This is a genomic window from Paenibacillus sp. MAHUQ-63, assembly GCF_028765165.1.
In the GTDB taxonomy this organism is placed as follows: Bacteria; Bacillota; Bacilli; order Paenibacillales; family NBRC-103111; genus Paenibacillus_E.
In genome coordinates, this window is the sequence record NZ_JARADB010000003.1 from 135,492 (window position 1) to 150,181 (window position 14,690).

Genomic DNA, 14,690 nt, shown 5'->3' on the forward strand with positions numbered 1-14,690 from the left:
ATTCTTCTTCCCGTCTTCATTCTTTCTCAGCCAGCTTCCGAATCAGCACCGCGACTTGCTGCAGCCCCCATTCCAATTCAGGCAGTGCGGCATAAGCGTATGAGATCCGTAATTCATTCCCTGCATGTCGATTATAAATCGAACCGGGATTTAACAAAATACCTGCTTTCCAAGCACGTTCAAAAAGCATCTGCATCGGCAATTTCACGTTGAGCCGCACCCAAATATAGAAGCCCCCGTCCGGAACCGTCCACATGGCAAAATCACCCCAATACGCCGTTAACAGCTGAACCGTCACATCCCTTTTATGCTTCAGTTCCCGCCGGATCCAAACCAAATTCTCCGCGTACAGACCTCTTCCGAACCATTCTGCCGCCGCCCATTGGGATAAAGAGCTTGAGCCGTAATCGTTCTGCATCTTGATATCGGCCAACCGGTCAATGACCGGCTCGGGTGCTACGACCCAACCGATGCGCAGCCCAGGGCTCAACGATTTGGACAAGGTCCCCAAATAGAGTACGAGCGCATGCGGATCCCGCGCCTTAAGCGGCTGAGGAGGCGGTTCGTCGAACCACAGCTCGCGGTACGCATCGTCCTCGATGATCGGCAGCCCCTCTCCCATACAGACGCGCATCAGCTCCTGGCGTCTGCCCTCCGTCATCAAGATGCCCGTCGGATTGTGGAATGTCGGGATCGTGTACAAGAGCGAGGCTTGATAACTTTCCTTGTAGCGTGCAATGCCTCCCGTCTGGACCCCTTCCGCATCCATTGGCAATCCGGCCAGCTTGATGTTGTTCGATTGAAAGACGTGCACGGAATACAAATATGACGGCTTCTCCACTAGAATGGACGATCCGCGGGGAAGCAGCCCGATGGAGATGAGCTGCAGCGCTTGAAGCGCACCGGATACGATAAGAATGTTCGCCGGCGAGGTATGAATCCCGATGCCCTGCAAATAAGTGGCGATTTGCCCGCGCAAGTTCAAGTTTCCTTTGGGCTCTTCATAACCGAGCGTGAACGGCCGGGCTGCGCTCTCTGCGAAAAGCTTTTGCATCTTAGCGGCCGGAAGCAGCTCCGGCGAAAGCTCGCCGGTGCCTAGACGGATGATGCCTTCCTGAAACTCGGCCCGATTAATGTGCTGGATAGCCGGTTGATTGGGGTAATGCGTGCCTGCCTCCACATAAAAGCTCCAATCCGGCGGAGGGGAAGCGGCCAGCACATTCCACGAGGCGTTGATGACCCGGGTCCCGCCCCTCGAGTTGCCCTCGAGCAACCCTTCCGCCATCAACTCGCTGACTGCGGTCACAACCGTGCTCCGATTGACGCCGAATAGCTCGGCTAGCGCGCGCTGCGACGGAATCTTGGTGCCTACGGCCCATTCCCCGAGCGAAATTTTGTCCATGATATATTGCTTGATTTGAACGTACAGCGGTATCTCAGACGAAAAGTCCGGTTGCCATTCCATGTGCTCATCCTTTCCTGTCTCCTTTACTATATCATTTGGTTGGGTATGATGCCATCCATTTGGTCGGAGACATACCGCGAGAAACTCTTATACTAAAGGGAAATCGGCATTCGACACCAGGTTAGGAGAGATCATGTTGTTTCAGACAGTTTTGCACGCTTTAATTTTAGGTTTCGGCCTCATTTTACCCGTCGGGGTTCAAAATGTTTATGTATTCAATCAGGGGGCCAGCCAGCGGACCTATTGGCAGGTGCTGCCTGTCATCGTGACGGCATCGCTCTGCGACACCCTGCTTATTGGGGCGGCCGTGATGGGCGTGTCCCTCGTCGTTTTCACCTTCTCATGGCTGCAAGCGGCGCTTTACGGCATCGGCTTCTTCTTCCTGCTCTACATGGGCTGGGTGATTTGGCGCAGCAAACCCGGCGCCGTCTCCTCGCAGGAGAACAGCCATCCGAGAAAACAGATATTGTTCGCGGCATCGGTCTCCTTGCTGAACCCGCATGCCATCCTGGATACGGTCGGCGTCATCGGAACGAACTCCTTGCATTATGCCGGAGCCGCCAAGTGGGTGTTCATGCTCACCATTATGCTCGTCTCCTGGCTGTGGTTTTTCGGCTTGGCGTTCGCCGGCCGTTTGACTCGCAAACGCGATACGGGCGGGCGTTTCATCGCCGGATTGAACAAGGTTTCGGCTTGTATGATCTGGGCCGTTGCTATATATATGGGGCTGCAATTTTGGTGAGCCCCTCCTCCGCTAACGGACACAGCGGATGCTATTCCACCGATGCGGCCCCGTTTCCAAAACTTACGGACACCAGAATCGCTATTCGCTGCCTTTGAACCGAAATCATGCGTAATTCGGAGGAATAGCGGCTGCCAGGTCCGTTAGAACCCGAATGGTCCGCTCGGCAACGCTGCTTGTCCTCGCACCACCGACATATTAAGAATCGCATCAACCACCTTTTCCTCCGGCAAACGGCTCACCCAACTTCCTAAAAAAATTACAAAAAAACCTAAAAACAATGGCGTACCCCCCCTCCCCGCGGAACGCTATACTAAAGTCAGCTCAAATGAAAGCACTTACAAAAATAGTGAAAAGGGAAGGGAGGTCCGCTTTTAACCATGCACTACATAAGAAAAATTGCGCTCTGGATCGATACATGCATTGAATCCGCCGCACTCATCGGACTGCTCACGATGATTATCATCGTCACGCTGCAGGTGATGACACGCAAGCTGTTCGATTTCGTTTTCTTCTGGTCGGAAGAGGTCACCATGCTGCTGCTCGTCTGGTTTTCGTTCATGGGCATCGCGATCGGCTTTCGGGAGAAGCTTCATCTAGGCATCGATTCCTTCACACACAAGCTGCCGCCTGCGATCAACAAAGCGCTGGACAAAATCATTCAGCTCGTCATCCTTGCTTTCGGCATCTACCTTGTGTCCTATGGCTGGGATTTCACCGTCATGATGCATGAATCCGAACTGCCGGCCACGGGTCTGCCGAACAGCACGCTGTATGCGATCATGCCGATCACGGGCATCATGACCTGCGCCTACGCACTCCTGCAGCTTTGCGGTATCGAGACGAAGCGGCACGCTCATCTCCAGGAAGGAGACGGCCATTAATGGATCCGACCATCGCTATTCTCATTCTTATCGTCTCCTTCGTACTTCTGATCGTGCTGCGCTTCCCGATCTCGCTGGCACTTGCAGGCTCCTCGCTGCTCACCTTGCTGTATTTGAAAGTCCCGCTGGCAACAGTTGGCCAGACGATGATTCAAGGGATGAACTCCTACTCCCTGCTGACCATCCCGTTCTTCATCTTAGCCGGTCAAATCATGAGTGAAGGCCAGATGGCCCTGCGCCTCATTAATCTCGCTCAAGTGCTCGTAGGCGGCATCCGCGGAGGTCTTGCCATGGTCAACTGCGTAGCCTGCATGTTCTTCGGCAACATTTCCGGCTCGGCCATTGCGGACGTATCTTCCATCGGCTCCGTCATGATCCCGATGATGAATAAGAAGGGCTACGATACCGACTACGCCGTAGGCGTCACAGTGTCCGCCGCGATCCAGGGCGTCGTCGTACCGCCAAGCCACAATCTTGTGCTTTACTCCCTCGCCGCCGGAGGCGGGATCTCCATCGCCTCACTGTTCCTTGCCGGGATCGTGCCGGGACTCATCTTGTGCATATCGCTCATGATTACAAGCTACGTGATCGCCGTCAAACGCGGCTACACCAAGAGCGAATCCGTTCCCCTGCGGGATGTGCCGCGCATAGTACGCGACGGACTGCTGTCCCTCATGACTGCGGTTATTATTCTCGGCGGTATTTTCACCGGTTGGTTCACAGCGACCGAAAGCGGCGCGCTGGCTTGTTTGTATGCGTTTATCCTGACATTTCTGGTTTATCGCGACATCCCGCTCTCCCGCATGTGGATCATCCTGAAGCGAACATTTCGCACGGTTGCCATGGTACTATTCCTGATCGCCGCCTCCGCAACCTTCAGCTATGTGCTGGCTTTCCTGAAAGTTCCCGGCATGCTCACCGATTGGATGCTCGGCATTACCGACAGTCCGATCGTCATTCTGCTCATCATCAACGTCCTATTGCTGCTGCTCGGGGCGCCGATGGATATGGCTCCGCTCATTCTCATTATGACGCCTATTCTGCTGCCGGTCGTCACCGCGCTCGGGATGGATCCTGTTCACTTCGGGATCATTATGATGTTAAACTTAGGCATCGGCTTGTTGACGCCGCCGGTTGGCACCGTGCTGTTCGTTGGCTCGGCCATCGGCAATATCTCGATATCCGAAGGCACCAAAGCCATGATGCCGTTCTTCTATGTCATGTGCGTCGTGCTCTTGATCCTGACCTATATCCCGGGTCTTGTCATGTGGCTGCCTAACCTAATGAAATAACCCATACCTATTGATGAAAAGGATGATTCCCATATGAAAATGAAGAAATCTTATATCACCGCTCTCAGCACCATGGTAGGCGCAAGCTTGCTGCTCGCCGCATGCGGCGGAGGCAGCGCCCCGGCAACCGGCGGATCCGCCGCTACGCCCGGCGCAGCCAGTCCTGCGGCAGCCCAGAAAGCCGAAGGACCTAAGCTGAATTTCCGGCTCGCCGAAACACATCCTGCGGATTATCCGACGACGATCGGCGATAAGAAGTTCGCCGAGCTCGTGAATCAAGCCTCTAACGGCCGCATCAAGATCGACGTATTCCCGGCCTCCCAGCTTGGCGAAGAGAAAGCGGTCATCGAGCAGGTGCAGCTAGGTGCAATTGAATTCACACGCGTATCAACTGGCGCGCTGGGAGGCTTCAATAAGCAATATGAAGTATTCAGCCTGCCCTACATTTTCGACAATGATAATCATCAGTGGAAATTTCTCGAAAGCGAGCAGGGCACGAAGCTGCTGGACAGCTTGGAGTCCTCCCGTATGAAGGGGCTGGCTTATTACAGCTCCGGAGCTCGTCACTTCTATTCGAAGAAGCCGATCAAAACGATTGCCGATCTGAAAGGAATGAAAATCCGCGTCATTCAAAACAAGGTCAATATTGACCTCATGAACGCGCTCGGTGCTAATGCGACGCCTATGCCGTACGGCGATGTGTTCAATGCGCTGCAAACCGGCGTCATCGACGCAGCGGAGAACAACTATCCGAGCTACTTCTCATCCAACCATTTCCAGCAGGCCAAGAACCTCATCCTTGACCAACACCAGCGCGTGCCGGAAGTGCTGCTGATCTCGAAGGTCGCGTGGGATAAGCTGTCCAACGACGATAAAACACTGATCAAGAAAGCGGCGCTGGAATCGGTCAAAACTCAGAAAGCCGAATGGGATAAATTCGAGAAAGATTCCGAAGCCAAAGTCAAAGCCGCAGGTGTCACGATTACCGAAGTCTCCGATCTGAAGCCTTGGCAGGACGCAGTCAAGCCGGTCATTGACAAATACCGCAACGAATACAAAGAAACGCTGGAAGCGATTGAGAAAGCGAGAAACTAATACGCCCAAAAAAAGAGGAGCTTGCGGCTGAATGCTGCGGCTCCTCTTTCTAGTTCCTTTTGCGGTATTCCAGCGGAGTGCTCCCCGTCAACTTCTTGAACGTATGGCTGAAATAAGCCGTATCCCCGTACCCCAGCCGCTCCGCGATTTCGGACACGCGCAGCGCCGTTTTGACAAGCAGCTTCTTCGCTTCTTCCATCCGCATCTCGATCACGTAATCGACGAATTTGCCTCCCGTTTGCTGCTTGAACAGCTGGCTCAAATAGCTGGAATTCAAGTGAACATGCGCAGCCGCATCGGTGAGTGTAATATCGCTCGCCAGATTAGCAGCGACAAACTGCTGCACTTGCTCAATGACGGACAGCTCCGCCGCTTCCGCCGGCAAAGCGGGCTCCCCTATGTCCAAGCTTTGCAGCCACCTGCCCAAGCAATCCGCCATGGCTTCCATTTCCACCGGCTTCAATAAGTAGTCTTTGACGCCATACCGAATCGCTTTCTGCGCGAATTGAAAGTCGTCATACCCACTGACCAGCACCAGGCTTGCGCGCATGGCCGCCATCTGCTCCGCCAATCCGATGCCGTCCATGACCGGCATTTTCACGTCGGAGATGACCAAGTCCGCATCATGGAGGCGCAGCGCGTCCAGCGCATCCAGCCCGTTCGCGCACTCCTGCACGATCGTTACCGGGAGCTGTGTGCCTTCCACTGCCTTGCGCAGAACAACTCTAACCCATTTCTCATCGTCCGCGAGAATAATTTTGTACACCGCCACTACGCTCCTTCCTTCATGCCGACTCCGAGCGGCAGTTTGATGCTGACCCGCGTGCCGGCGCCGGCGCTGCTCTCCAGCTCCAACCCGTAAGCATCGCCGAATAAATAGGCAATACGCCGGTGCACATTGACGATGCCGATTTGGGAGACGGCCGTCACCATATCCTTCTGCAGCAGATCGAGCTGCAGTGCCCGGAGTTTGTCCGCCGGTATGCCAGCCCCGGTATCCTGAATGCAGATTCTGAACTGCTGCTCGCCGGCGCGCTCAGCCGAAATCACGACATGGACCGGCCGGTCGCCCGTTTCGATACCGTGAATGACGCAGTTCTCGACCAATGGCTGGAGCGCGAATTTCGCAATCTGCTGCTGCTCCGCCCACTGCGGAATCCGAAACTCATAACTGAGCTTCTCCTCAAAGCGGTATTGCTGAATGCGCAGGTACATCTCGCAGATGTGGACCTCCTGCTGCACCGATATCGTCGCTCCCGCATGATTCAGGTTATAGCGCAGCAGCCTTGCAAGCGACGCGACCAGCACGGAGATGTCCGTCATATCGTGCTCCAACGCCATGCCCCTCACCGTTTCCAGCGCATTCATCAGGAAATGGGGGTTCACTTGGGATTGAAGCACCTTGAGCTCGGTTTCCTTCTGCCGGAGCTGGAGATCCTTCTCGCGCAGCTGCGAGTATGTAATCTCGTCGAGCAGATTTTGCAGTTTCTCCACCATTTTATTAAAATCGTTCGTTAGTTGGCCGATCTCATCCTTGGATTCGATGTCCGCACGAGCTCTGAAGTCGCCTGCTTTGACCCGCTTCATGAAATATTGCAAAGCCCGCACCGGCCTGACGATGCTGGAAGCGAATCCGATCCCGATCAGGTACGCGAGGACCAAGGTGACCGCTACCGTCCACCAGATCGTTTGCCGGATATAATGCGTCCCCCTCGTCAGCTCTTCTTCCGGGATGACCGTCACGAGCCGCCAATTCAAATATGCGGACCGGCTGAACGTGTAGAACGGCTTGTCTCCGGTCTGCGCCTGGTAAGAGCCGCTCTCCTGCTGCAACATATCATTCAGCGTTTCCCAAAGCGCAAGATGCCCGATCTTTGCGTATTCCGGCGAATAGATGTATCTTCCATAGGAGTCCAGAATCGATAAATAGCCGGTTCGGCCAATCGTCACCCGTTCGGCAATTTCTTGAATCCGTTTGAAATTCACTTCCATGATGAGCGTGGCAACAGGCTCCAGTGTGTTGGGGCTGACCAGTCGCTTGACGATCGACAGGACCGGCACACCTTCGAGCTCATACCGCTCGGAAGGCGGCCTGATGATGAGCATAATATCGCTGTTCGCAGGCACATTGGCGAACCACGGCTCCTTGATCAGTTCGAGGGCGGGCGTCACATTTTTGTTCATGCTCGTATCCAGTACGGCTTGGTTCTCCGTTACAAGCATGATCCGGGAAATATCGGCACGCGAATAAGCCGTATCCTTCAGAAGCTGCATCATCGGTTCGCGAATGCCGGAGCTCTGCACCTCCTGCTCGCTTGTCATGCGCAGAAATTGCTGCATGGCGGGGTGATTTTGCATGCGGATCGAGTCGATCTCAAAATCCCGGATATAGTATTCAATGTGCAGTTTGACCTGCTCGATAATTTGTTCGTTGCTCAAATTCGCTTCCTCCCGCAGCACTTGTGAAGATTTCTGGTAGGAGATCAGACCGACGGCGAGCAGCGGAATGACGACCAGCATAGCGGAATATACGAGCAGCTTCACCGTTAGCGGGCGATCGCGTAAGAACAGGCTTCGATAAAACCAGACCCAGGCTCTGCGGCTTCTTTTCCCCATACGCCTCCCCCTTATTCATTCAAATGTAAACGTATTCAACCAATCAAGAAAAAAACCAGCTGCAAGAGCAACTGGTTAACGTTTCACAAGATCTTCACGAATCGGTGTAAATACATCCAGCAAAGCGGATGCCTCAAGCGCAGTTACACCATGCTGAGCGCCGCTAGGGATGTAGACCGTTTGGCCTTGTTCGATGACCGTCACTACACCATCTATCGTAAACTCAATCTTGCCTTTTAAGCAATAGGACATTTGTTCGTGCACGTGACTGTGCTGATATCCGACGGCCCCCGGCTCGAAGTGAACCTCCATCATCATGAGACCGACTTCCGCTTTCAAAATGCAGCGTTTCACGCCCGGCTCTGCCGGTTCCCACACGCCAATATTCGACATTTGGCTTCCCCTCTCCATAAGCGATCATATTCACGTAAAAAAGGACCGCAAGCGGTCCTTCACTTACATCGTATATTATACCTCAAAAGAACCTAAATGAACATACTTGAAAACAAACGAACATCAAGCGGGTGCAATTTGTTCTGCCGACTCCTCAAGAATTGACAGACGCGCGATCCTTGCCTTTGTCGGCTTCGCCTGCATTCTTCGTAGCGGCTTCCCGGTCCTGCTGCATTTCCTGAACCGTTTTCACCTTCAAGCGAGCTGCGCCTTCATAATCGCGTGTCGGTATGAGGTTACCTGCAGCCAGACGTTTCTTGGCTTCTTCGACCGCCGAGCCGTACTGCGGCAGCCATTTCTCTTGGGCAACGAGCATTTCATCGACCAGCTGCCATATTTCCTTCGGATTGCAGACGGCTCCGACGAGCGGATCCATCATGAACGCTTGGCGCAGCAGCTTGTCATCGCCGTGCACAGCCGCTTCCACCGCCAGCCGCTGCACGGAGATGCTGACGTTGCAGACCGCCGCCGGGCCTAACGGCAGGTTGCCGACATGCGGCATGGAGATGCCGTTGCCGTCCACATAACCCGGCGCTTCGATGATGGCATCATCAGGCAAGTTGGCGATGATGCCTTGATTCACCATATTGAAATGACCGCGATACAGCCGGCCTGTTTCCAAGCCTTCTATAATATAGGAGCCGTGCTCTTCGCTGCGTTTCTCTGCCGCGTATACCATCGCCTTGTCTATCATCCAGTTCGGAAAATCCGTTTCGAACCAATTCCGGCCTTCCGTGCATACGCGCAAGTAGCCGCCGGTCTCGCCATTGATCCAGCTCCCCAGATCGATCCAATCCTGGATTTCGTCCGCCCGTTTGCGGTACCAAGGCACATACTCGCTGAGATGCCCGTTCGACTCCGTGCTGTAGTAGCCGAACCGGCGCAGCATGTCGATCCGGACTTTCTCCGTCCGGGCGAATTCCGGATGCTTCTCGAACGCTTCGAGCAGTCCCTCGGTCAGATCCTTGCCTTGATGGCGGGCCTGAATATACCAGGTTTGGTGATTGATGCCCGCACAAATAATGTCGACTTCCTCTTTCTTAAGGCCGTATACCTCGGCAATTTGCCGGTGACCGTGCTGTACGCCGTGACATAAGCCGATTGTCCGCACGCCGCCATACTTGTTGCAAGCCCAAGTCAGCATCGCCATGGGATTCGCGTAGTTCAAAAGCAGCACGTCCGGCGAAGCTACGTCGCGAATGTCCTGGCAAATCCGCAGCATCTCGGCGATGCCGCGCTGCCCGTACATAATGCCGCCGGCGCACAGCGTGTCGCCTACGCATTGGTCGATGCCGTATTTGAGCGGGATATCGACGTCGGTGGCGAATGCCTCCAGCCCTCCCACACGTATAGTACATAAAACATACTTCGCGTCTTTCAAAGCTTCTCTGCGATCCGTGCTCGCTTCAATCCGGATATTCAATCCGTTCTCCCGAATGTCTCTCTGGCATAGCTCCGTCACCATGTCCAGATTGTGCTGATTAATGTCTGTAAAAGCGACTTCAATATCGTGAAACTCCGGCACCGTCAACAAATCGCGGAGCAAACCGCGGGTAAATCCAATACTTCCTGCACCGATAAAAGCTACTTTAAATGACATCTATCTCGCCCTCTCTCTCATGTGCTCTACCCTTCACATTGTAACAAGCACGAAGGCGAAACCGTTATCAATTTTCTAACTTCATCTGCGCCATTTTGTCAAAAATCCTAACTTTTTTCAGGGTAGTTGCGCTGCTCCTTATAGACGGATTTGCGGAAATCCGCCGGCGTGAGCCCCGTATGCTCTTTGAACAGCATGTGAAAATATTGCCGGCTGCCCACTCCGATATAATCGCAGATGTCGGCGATCGGCACGTCCGTTTCGAGCAGCAGCATCTTGGCTTTCTCCATCCGGATGACCGTCAAGTAAGCCATTAACGTTTGGCCCGTATGCGCCTTGAACAATCGCTGCAAATATCCCGGATGCAGATTAACGGCTCCTGCTATGTCTTTCACTTGAATATCGCGGTCGTAGTTCTGATGCAAATATTCCGTGCTTAGCCGGACGTATCTCTCGCTAGGCGCGAGCCCGCTGCCCACCGATTCCTGCCAGAGCCGGGCTATGCGGATCAGCAGCTGCGCGATGAGCAGTTGGACCATCAGGTCGCTTTTGGCGGCCGCTTTATCCAGCTCGAGCACGAGACTTCTCATCGTATGGTAGACTTCGTCGCCGTCGCGCAGCACCAAATAAGCGGTTTCGGCCTCCAGCAGCGTGAGCAGCAAGCGGTCTTCGGCGGCTAATTCCTGAATGGACGGAAATACCCCTTTGCCCTGCGGAAAACGAAATTCCACGTTCAGCATTCTGCAGGTTTCGTCCACAATCAGGCGGTGCGGGACATCCGCATTAATAATAATGAACTCCCCTTTTGTGAGCGCAACCTTCTCGGTATGTGACGGCCCTTCTTGCACCTCGACCAAACAACTGCCTTGAATCGTATACATAATTTCCGTCGCATCGTGACGGTGAAACGGCATGGTAAAGCCGCGCCATTGCTTGAAATAGTACGCCATCACCTGCGGGTGGCCATGCTCCTGCAACATGAGCGCCGGGAATAGCGCAGCTTCACTTGTCATCCTTCATTTCCCCTTTCTGAATGGATAGCTCGTTAAAACGCCGCTCCCGTTAAGATCCTAAGGTCATTGTAACCGCCCGGTGCCGAAAAGAAAATCGTTCCAAGACGCCAAGAATCTGTTTTGTTTGTTTGGCAATTTTTGTATTGAATAAAAATACAAATATACGTATAATTATTCATTATTGAACATAAGGGAGTGACAGGCATGATACAACATACGAAGACATTGACGGATGATCTTCTGCAAGCGGCAAACCATTCTACTTTATTCGTGGCGAATAGGCCACAGGTCGTCATGGAGCGCGGCGAGGGCATGTATATGTGGGATACGGACGGCAACAAGTATCTGGATTTTATCGGGGGGTGGGCAGTCACCTGTCTCGGGCACGCACCGCAGGTCGTCAGCGATGCGCTGGCGGAACAGGCCGGCAAGCTGGTCCATGCGGGTCCCGGCTTCTATAACAAGCCGATGGTGGAATTCGCGCGCATGTTGACGTCGCTCACAGGGCTGGAGCGCGTATTCTTCGGGAGCACGGGAGCGGAAGCCAACGAAAGCGCCATTAAGCTGGCGCGCAAATACGGCGCCGTCCGCAAAGGCGGAGCCTACGAGATCATTACGGCCAAACGCAGCTTCCATGGCCGCTCCCTAGCCACCATGGCCGCGACCGGGAAGCCGGGCTGGGAGACGATGTTCACGCCGCAAGTACCCGGCTTCGTGAAAGTGTCTTTCAATGACATCGAGGCTGTGAAGTCCGCCGTGAACGAGCATACTTGCGCGGTCATGCTGGAGCTCATCCAGGGAGAAGGCGGCGTCTATGAAGCGAATGTCCCTTACATCCAAGAGCTGCGCAAGCTCTGCGACGAGAACGGCATTCTGCTCATCTTCGATGAGGTGCAGACCGGGATCGGACGTACCGGCACCATGTTCGGCTACCAGTATTATGGCGTGCTCCCGGATGTACTGACCTTGGCGAAAGGGATTGGCGGCGGTTTTCCGCTTTCGGCGATGCTGACGAAGGAAGCCTACAACCTGTTCGAGCCCGGCGATCAAGGCGGAACCTACACAGGTCAGCCGCTCGCTATGGCCGTTGGCCTTGCTGTTGTAAGCGAGGTGCTGCGCAGAGGCCTGCCTCAGCAAGCGGCGGAACAAGGAGCCTATTTGCTGTCTAAGCTTTATGCGATCCAAGACCGCTACGGCTTGCAAGAGATTCGGGGCAAAGGCTTGCTGCTTGGCTTCGATCTTCCGCGGCCTTGCGGAGCCGAGCTCGCCGCCATCTGCATGCAAGCCGGCCTCCTCATTAATTCGCCGAATCCGAAGACGATTCGTCTGATGCCCGCTCTCATCGTCACGAAGGACGACATCGATGACATGATCCGCCTATTGAGCGAAGCGCTGGATCAATGTTTGCTTTCCTAATTGCTGCACTTATGCAAAAACCCATCGGTCCGGCAGATCGAACGATCTGCCTGCCGATGGGTTTCTTTCGCATTCAGCGCGCGAACAAAACCGGAAAATACGGATTCGCAAAAGGCTGTCCGTTCACAGGGCGCGGTCCTAGCAAGCGGATGTTGTCATGCCGCTGAATGCCGGCGCGATAGCTTGTGCCGCCGGGCATCAAGTGCGCGACAACCGACATGCGGGGCTCATTCGTCCGGTTCGCACCCGAACCGTGGAACGTAAGCCCATGATGAAAGCTGGCCTGCCCTGCCTTCAAGATGCACGGTTCCTCCACCCACTCGCGACCGGCCGCATATTTGTCCCGCAGCTCTTCCATATTCGGATTGAAGAACGTATCGCTATCCGGGATCAACCCCCACTTATGCGAGCCGACGATCGTCATCATCCCGCCGTTCGTCAAATCCGTGTCCTGCAGAGCTATCCACACCGTCACCATATTCGGGTTGTCGGAGCATTGCCAGTACCCGTAATCCTGATGCCAGCCTACGTTGCCTGACGACGTGATCTTATCGCCTACCCCCGGCTTGTAGATCACCTGGTCATGCCACAGCCGAATCTCATCCGTATTCAGCAGGTCAGCGGCAAGCTCGCCGATCCAAGGATCCGTGACTGCGCGGCGTATCTCATCGTTAATCCACCAACCGTTGTCCAGCTTGCGCAGAGCGTCGGGATTGGAGCTGGGCCGGTAATGATTCATGGGCAGCCCGTCCCCGTCGTAATCCCCGGACCATACCCGCTCATGCGCTTGCCGCAGCCGAGCAATCTGATCGTCGTCCAACAGTTTGGGTGAAATCCAGTAACCGTCCCTTTCAAAAATTTCCTTATCCTGAGCCGTAATTTTGTAGGTTCTATCTGCTTGCAGCGCCATTTGGCATGCCTCCTTCCATATCTTGATTTCATCATACGGTTTTCGGCTTCCGTTGACGTCCAATTTGCTCCAGAGTAGTATGAGAAACATAGCGAGTATCGAGAATGTTTATGAAATTAGGAGGTTTCTTCTATGGCGGCTAAGCGATGGACCTACGACCTTGCCTCGGAACATGAAATACCGGATGTCCCGGAGCTGCTGCTATTCGGATTTGATGAGATCCGATCGGCGCTTCCGCTGACTTTCCACAAGCATATCGGGTATGAGTTTGTGCTGGTTGAACGCGGGAAGGCAAGCTGGGAGCTGGACGGAACGGTTTATGAGACGAAGGCGGGAGACTTGTTCCACACCCGTCCGGACGAGCTTCACCGCGGAGGCTTCAACGTGATTGAGCCGAGCCGGTTCTGGTGGTTTATCGTCACCCCGCCGCAAGGGGATGGCTGGTTTCGGCTGCCGGCAAGCGAATGCGAAAGCTTCCGGCGCGCGCTGCAGGCGCTCCCTCGCGTCCGCCACCTTGGTCACGACGCCGCTCAAAGCTTCGCGAAGCTGAAAGCAGCTCTGATCGGCGACAGTCCTTTGCGCTCCTCCGCAATCCGGCAAGCCGCGCTCGGTTTGCTGCTGGTTATTTTGCAGCCGTACGGACGGCAGCTGCCGCTTGCCGAAGATTTGACCCGGCAGTTCGAGAGACTGGTCAAACGGATCGAGGAAGAACCGCAATGGCGGCCGAGCATCGAGGAGCTGGCGCTGGGCGTGCGGCTCAGCCCTTCCCATTTCTTTCGCACCTTCCAAGCCTATTCCGGGCTTCCGCCGATGGTCTATATTGAACGAATGCGCATCCGGGCGGCGTGCAGCCGGCTTGCGGAGAGCGACGCTTCCGTTACGGACATTGCCGGATCACTTGGCTATGCTTCTTCCCAGCATTTCGCGACGGTGTTTAAGCGAATCATCGGCATGACGCCGCTGCAGTGGCGGACCTATGCAAGATCCGGAGTAGGACAATGATGGCGGGCGGCCTCGATGAGTGAGCCGGGCTTTCTTCATCAGCCGCAGATCGTAACTGGAATTTCTCCCGTTATTCCTGCGAAAATTAGCCCAGTTGTGCGAATAAAGGGAATTCCTACCGTTAATTCATCCCCTTTTCGCGTAGAGACGGCGGGAACGGGCCGAATAACGGTATTTTTTCCAGTTATCCAGCATTCGAGGC

At 54.6% G+C, this 14,690-nt stretch carries 14 protein-coding genes; 6 read left to right on the forward strand and 8 right to left on the reverse strand.

What is annotated here, in order from left to right:
• Positions 1-16: 16 nt before the first annotated feature.
• Positions 17-1,465: an aminotransferase-like domain-containing protein gene (locus tag PUT07_RS16990; RefSeq protein ID WP_274469486.1), complete on the reverse strand. Its 1,449-nt coding sequence runs from the start codon at positions 1,463-1,465 to the stop codon at positions 17-19.
• 136 nt (positions 1,466-1,601) lie between these two features.
• Here PUT07_RS16990 and PUT07_RS16995 point away from each other — a divergent pair, with 136 nt between their 5' ends.
• Positions 1,602-2,207, forward strand: coding sequence for a LysE/ArgO family amino acid transporter (locus PUT07_RS16995; RefSeq protein WP_274470858.1), 606 nt, complete (start codon positions 1,602-1,604; stop codon positions 2,205-2,207).
• Positions 2,208-2,350: 143 nt separating this feature from the next.
• Here PUT07_RS16995 and PUT07_RS17000 read toward each other — a convergent pair whose 3' ends face one another.
• Entirely contained in the window at positions 2,351-2,488 is a 138-nt protein-coding gene (locus PUT07_RS17000) for a hypothetical protein (protein ID WP_274469487.1), read from the reverse strand.
• 99 nt (positions 2,489-2,587) lie between these two features.
• Between PUT07_RS17000 and PUT07_RS17005 the strand changes: the two genes are divergently transcribed.
• The 3 genes from PUT07_RS17005 to dctP are packed head-to-tail and all read left to right on the forward strand — an operon-like array spanning position 2,588 to position 5,478.
• Complete coding sequence (locus PUT07_RS17005; RefSeq protein WP_274469488.1) at positions 2,588-3,091, forward strand: TRAP transporter small permease; 504 nt, start codon at positions 2,588-2,590, stop codon at positions 3,089-3,091.
• Positions 3,091-4,383 (forward strand): TRAP transporter large permease, encoded by a 1,293-nt coding sequence (locus PUT07_RS17010; protein ID WP_274469489.1) that lies wholly within the window; start codon positions 3,091-3,093, stop codon positions 4,381-4,383. Before PUT07_RS17005 ends, PUT07_RS17010 begins: the two co-directional genes overlap by 1 nt.
• A 33-nt stretch (positions 4,384-4,416) precedes the next feature.
• Positions 4,417-5,478, forward strand: coding sequence for a TRAP transporter substrate-binding protein (gene dctP, locus PUT07_RS17015; protein ID WP_274469490.1), 1,062 nt, complete (start codon positions 4,417-4,419; stop codon positions 5,476-5,478).
• Positions 5,479-5,527: 49 nt separating this feature from the next.
• Here dctP and PUT07_RS17020 read toward each other — a convergent pair whose 3' ends face one another.
• The 5 genes from PUT07_RS17020 to PUT07_RS17040 all read right to left on the reverse strand — a co-directional run bounded on the left by PUT07_RS17020 (position 5,528) and on the right by PUT07_RS17040 (position 11,160).
• Entirely contained in the window at positions 5,528-6,244 is a 717-nt protein-coding gene (locus tag PUT07_RS17020; RefSeq protein WP_274469492.1) for a response regulator transcription factor, read from the reverse strand.
• A 5-nt stretch (positions 6,245-6,249) separates the two neighbouring features.
• A complete protein-coding gene (locus PUT07_RS17025) occupies positions 6,250-8,094 on the reverse strand; it encodes a cache domain-containing sensor histidine kinase (RefSeq protein ID WP_274469493.1) in 1,845 nt (614 codons plus the stop codon).
• Positions 8,095-8,169: 75 nt separating this feature from the next.
• Positions 8,170-8,487 carry a cupin domain-containing protein gene (locus PUT07_RS17030; protein ID WP_145657127.1) on the reverse strand — a complete coding sequence of 106 codons (318 nt, stop codon included), beginning with the start codon at positions 8,485-8,487 and terminating at the stop codon, positions 8,170-8,172.
• 154 nt (positions 8,488-8,641) lie between these two features.
• Positions 8,642-10,147: an alpha-glucosidase/alpha-galactosidase gene (locus PUT07_RS17035; protein WP_274469495.1), complete on the reverse strand. Its 1,506-nt coding sequence runs from the start codon at positions 10,145-10,147 to the stop codon at positions 8,642-8,644.
• A 107-nt stretch (positions 10,148-10,254) separates the two neighbouring features.
• Positions 10,255-11,160, reverse strand: a complete 906-nt coding sequence (locus PUT07_RS17040; protein ID WP_274469496.1) for an AraC family transcriptional regulator — start codon at positions 11,158-11,160, stop codon at positions 10,255-10,257.
• 204 nt (positions 11,161-11,364) lie between these two features.
• Here PUT07_RS17040 and PUT07_RS17045 point away from each other — a divergent pair, with 204 nt between their 5' ends.
• Positions 11,365-12,576 carry an aspartate aminotransferase family protein gene (locus PUT07_RS17045; RefSeq protein ID WP_274469497.1) on the forward strand — a complete coding sequence of 404 codons (1,212 nt, stop codon included), beginning with the start codon at positions 11,365-11,367 and terminating at the stop codon, positions 12,574-12,576.
• 73 nt (positions 12,577-12,649) lie between these two features.
• On the opposite strand, the gene PUT07_RS17050 is transcribed toward PUT07_RS17045, so the two are convergent.
• The gene (locus PUT07_RS17050) at positions 12,650-13,486 is read right to left on the reverse strand and encodes a phytanoyl-CoA dioxygenase family protein (RefSeq protein ID WP_274469498.1); all 837 of its coding nucleotides are present in this window, start codon (positions 13,484-13,486) and stop codon (positions 12,650-12,652) included.
• A gap of 132 nt (positions 13,487-13,618) precedes the next feature.
• Between PUT07_RS17050 and PUT07_RS17055 the strand changes: the two genes are divergently transcribed.
• On the forward strand, positions 13,619-14,488 hold the full coding sequence (locus PUT07_RS17055; RefSeq protein ID WP_274469500.1) for an AraC family transcriptional regulator: 870 nt from the start codon (positions 13,619-13,621) through the stop codon (positions 14,486-14,488).
• Positions 14,489-14,690 lie beyond the last annotated feature (202 nt).

Excerpts from the sequence above, each read along its gene's own strand:
- PUT07_RS17055 (WP_274469500.1), top strand. The coding sequence starts at position 13,619 with ATGGCGGCTAAGCGATGGACCTACGACCTTGCCTCGGAACATGAAATA.
- PUT07_RS17045 (WP_274469497.1), top strand. The coding sequence starts at position 11,365 with ATGATACAACATACGAAGACATTGACGGATGATCTTCTGCAAGCGGCA.
- PUT07_RS16990 (WP_274469486.1), bottom strand. The coding sequence starts at position 1,465 with ATGGAATGGCAACCGGACTTTTCGTCTGAGATACCGCTGTACGTTCAA.
- PUT07_RS17040 (WP_274469496.1), bottom strand. The coding sequence starts at position 11,160 with ATGACAAGTGAAGCTGCGCTATTCCCGGCGCTCATGTTGCAGGAGCAT.
- PUT07_RS17005 (WP_274469488.1), top strand. The coding sequence starts at position 2,588 with ATGCACTACATAAGAAAAATTGCGCTCTGGATCGATACATGCATTGAA.
- PUT07_RS17030 (WP_145657127.1), bottom strand. The coding sequence starts at position 8,487 with ATGTCGAATATTGGCGTGTGGGAACCGGCAGAGCCGGGCGTGAAACGC.
- dctP (WP_274469490.1), top strand. The coding sequence starts at position 4,417 with ATGAAAATGAAGAAATCTTATATCACCGCTCTCAGCACCATGGTAGGC.
- PUT07_RS17010 (WP_274469489.1), top strand. The coding sequence starts at position 3,091 with ATGGATCCGACCATCGCTATTCTCATTCTTATCGTCTCCTTCGTACTT.
- PUT07_RS17035 (WP_274469495.1), bottom strand. The coding sequence starts at position 10,147 with ATGTCATTTAAAGTAGCTTTTATCGGTGCAGGAAGTATTGGATTTACC.
- PUT07_RS17025 (WP_274469493.1), bottom strand. The coding sequence starts at position 8,094 with ATGGGGAAAAGAAGCCGCAGAGCCTGGGTCTGGTTTTATCGAAGCCTG.
- PUT07_RS17050 (WP_274469498.1), bottom strand. The coding sequence starts at position 13,486 with ATGGCGCTGCAAGCAGATAGAACCTACAAAATTACGGCTCAGGATAAG.